Consider the following 2724-nt stretch of genomic DNA (forward strand, 5'->3'; position numbering starts at 1 on the left):
CACCGGATCGATCGGCATCTTCGGCATCATCCCGACCTTCGAGAACACGCTCGCCAAGATCGGCGTGACCAGCGACGGCGTGAAGACCACGCCGCTGACCGGTCAGCCCGACGTCTATGCCGGCACCAACGAGACGGTCGACCGCGTGCTGCAGTCGGGCATCGAGCAGGGCTATCGCCGCTTCGTCGGGCTCGTGTCGCAGTCGCGCAAGATGACGCCGCAGCGCGTCGACGAGATCGGCCAGGGCCGGGTGTGGGACGGCGGCACCGCGCGCCAGCTCGGGCTGGTCGACCGGTTCGGCAACCTCTCCGATGCGGTGGCCGAGGCTGCGAAGCGCGCCAAGCTCGATCCGGCCAAGGTCCACGCCGTGTATCTCGACAAAGAGCCGAGCTGGTTCGAGCGGCTGGTCGCCGGTTTCGCCGCGGGCGGCGGCGAGGAAGAGGACGAGGAAGCGGCGCCAGCCGAGAGCGGCGGCGACATCTATGCCCGCATCGCGGCCGAGCGGCGCGCGGTGTTCGGCCAGGCGCTGGGCGACGCCAAGCGGCTGGCGATGGGCTCGTCGATGCAGGCGCGCTGCCTGGAATGCGGCGCGTTCGGCCCGGCGGCGGCGAACATGCGCGCGGATGCCCGGCTGATCGACCTCGTGCTCGCGAGGATCGGCCTGTGATCCAGCTCCGCGCCGCCGAGCCCGCCGACGCCGCCGCGATCGCCGCGATCTACGCGCCCTATGTGCTGACCGGCACGGTGAGCTTCGAGTTCGACCCGCCCGATGCGCGGCAGATGCGCAACCGCATGGAATCGTCCGACGGCCTCTATCCGTGGATCGTCGCGACCAATGGCGAGGGCAAGGGCGTGCTCGGCTATGCCTATGCCACGCGCTTCCGCGAGCGTTCGGCCTATCGCTACGTCGTCGAGACCTCGGTCTATGTCGCGGGCGCGGTGCAGGGGCAGGGGATCGGGCGGCTGCTCTATGAGGCGCTGATCGACACGCTGCGCGCGCAGGGCTTCACCCAGGCGATCAGCGTGATCTCGCTGCCCAACGACAATTCGATCCGCACGCACGAGCAGGTCGGCTTCCGCCGCGCCGGGCAGCTGCGCGAGATCGGGTTCAAGGAAGGGCGCTGGATCGACATCGGCATCTGGCAGTGCGAGCTCAACGACAGCACGACCCCGCCGGTCGAGCCCAAGCCGTTCAGCGAGGTGGGCGTGGTCCGCGCCTGACGCGCGTTCGCCATATCGTCGGCACGCCAAGAATGACTTGGGTGAGGGAGCGCGCTAATCCTGGCGCGCCATGGATGCGCCCCTGACACACCGGATCGTGGTCGATCGTCCGCGCAAGCTGATCATTGTCGAGGCGCATATGATCCTCTCCCCCGAGGATGCAGGCTGGATCGGCGAGGAATTGCGCGCGGTGATGCGCAGCTTCGGCGACGACATCGGCCAGCATCTGACGCTGTACGACATGAGCGGGGTTCCGGCGGTGCCGACGGCGACGATCGACATGCTGATGCGCACCTTCGACAATGCGGCAGTGCGCGCGCTGTGGGCACGCAAGGTCGCGTTCGTGGTGACGAACGCGACGGGGCGGATGCAGGTCAAGCGGCTTCGCAGGGTGCGGCCCGATTTCGGCATCTTCGACGGGCGCGACGCGGCGATCGCCTGGCTGGTCGAGCCCTAGCGCTTGCCGCGATAGGCGGGCAGCTTGATCTTCCACACGATCGCGGCGGCGCGCAGCGCGAAACCCGCGCCGGCGGCGGCGATCGCGGCGGCGAGCAGCGGCAGGCCGGCGAGCGTCAGCAGCACGTAGAGGCCGGAGGCGAGCGCGGCGGCGGTGACGTAGAGCTCGGGCCGCATCAGGATCGACGGCTCGCCCGCGAGCACGTCGCGGATGATGCCGCCGCAGCAGGCGGTGAGCACGCCCATCAGCGCCGCGGGGACGGGCGGTATGCCGAAGCTCAGCGCCTTGGCGGCGCCGAACACGGCATAGGCGGCGAGGCCGAGCGCATCGAGCCAATCGAGCGCGGCGCCGTGCCACCAGCGCTGCGGCGTGACCCAGATGACCAATGCGACGCCGAGACACAAAGCGGCGACATAGGGATGGTGAGTCCACCATACCGGCGCGCCGATCAGCAAGTCGCGGATCGTGCCGCCGCCGACTCCGGTGATCAGCGCGAAGAAGGCGGCGGTGACCAGGGTCTGGCCGCGCCCCGCCGCCGCCAGTGCGCCGGTCGCGGCGAACACGGCGATGCCGAACAGGTCGAGCCAGGGCAGGACGTTGCCGAGCTGCGCGAGGGCGGGCGGAGTCATCGCCTTCGTCTAGCCGAGCCGGAGGCGGGGCAGAAGCGGGTTAGGGCACGATCCGGAAATTGTAGGTGTAGGTCGCCTGCGGGGCGCTGCGCACCCCGGCGATCGTCACCGTGTAGCTGGTATTGGCGGCAAGACCGGTGACGCGCCACTGGATGTTGTTGGCGATGCCATAGCCGTCATTGTCGCGGGTGATGTTGGTGACCGGCAGATCGCCCGAGGGGCCGCGCACGGTGACCGTGGCGGCGGAGAAGTCGACCGCGCGGTCCGCGCCGTTGTTGGTGCTGCTCGGGATCACCGAGAAGGAGAGATAGTCGGTCAGCGCGAAGTAGCGCGAGGGATAGTCGCCCTGCGGGAAGCCGACGAAGGGCGGGACGGTCGAGGGCGCCGGGCCGGCGGTCGCGAAGCTGAACACGCGCT

5 protein-coding genes are annotated in these 2724 nt (G+C 69.7%); 3 read left to right on the top strand and 2 right to left on the bottom strand.

The features are described from left to right. From ABDV68_RS18755 to ABDV68_RS18765, 3 genes are all read left to right on the top strand, one after another. Window positions 1–667 (top strand): S49 family peptidase (locus ABDV68_RS18755; RefSeq protein ID WP_343521610.1); only part of this gene is annotated, 667 nt, incomplete at its 5' end. Further along, window positions 664–1221, top strand: coding sequence for an N-acetyltransferase family protein (locus tag ABDV68_RS18760; RefSeq protein WP_343521611.1), 558 nt, complete (start codon window positions 664–666; stop codon window positions 1219–1221). The genes ABDV68_RS18755 and ABDV68_RS18760, both read left to right, overlap by 4 nt. Window positions 1222–1291: 70 nt before the next feature. After that, window positions 1292–1678: a hypothetical protein gene (locus ABDV68_RS18765; protein WP_343521612.1), complete on the top strand. Its 387-nt coding sequence runs from the start codon at window positions 1292–1294 to the stop codon at window positions 1676–1678. On the opposite strand, the gene ABDV68_RS18770 is transcribed toward ABDV68_RS18765, so the two are convergent. Then, window positions 1675–2307 (bottom strand): TRIC cation channel family protein, encoded by a 633-nt coding sequence (locus tag ABDV68_RS18770; RefSeq protein WP_343521613.1) that lies wholly within the window; start codon window positions 2305–2307, stop codon window positions 1675–1677. The two genes, ABDV68_RS18765 and ABDV68_RS18770, sit on opposite strands and share 4 nt — an antisense overlap. A gap of 40 nt (window positions 2308–2347) precedes the next feature. Then, on the bottom strand, window positions 2348–2724 hold a 377-nt coding region (locus ABDV68_RS18775), incomplete at its 5' end, for a hypothetical protein (RefSeq protein ID WP_343521614.1).

Origin of the sequence: Sphingomonas sp., from assembly GCF_039595165.1 — a bacterium.
GTDB lineage: Bacteria > Pseudomonadota > Alphaproteobacteria > Sphingomonadales > Sphingomonadaceae > Sphingomonas.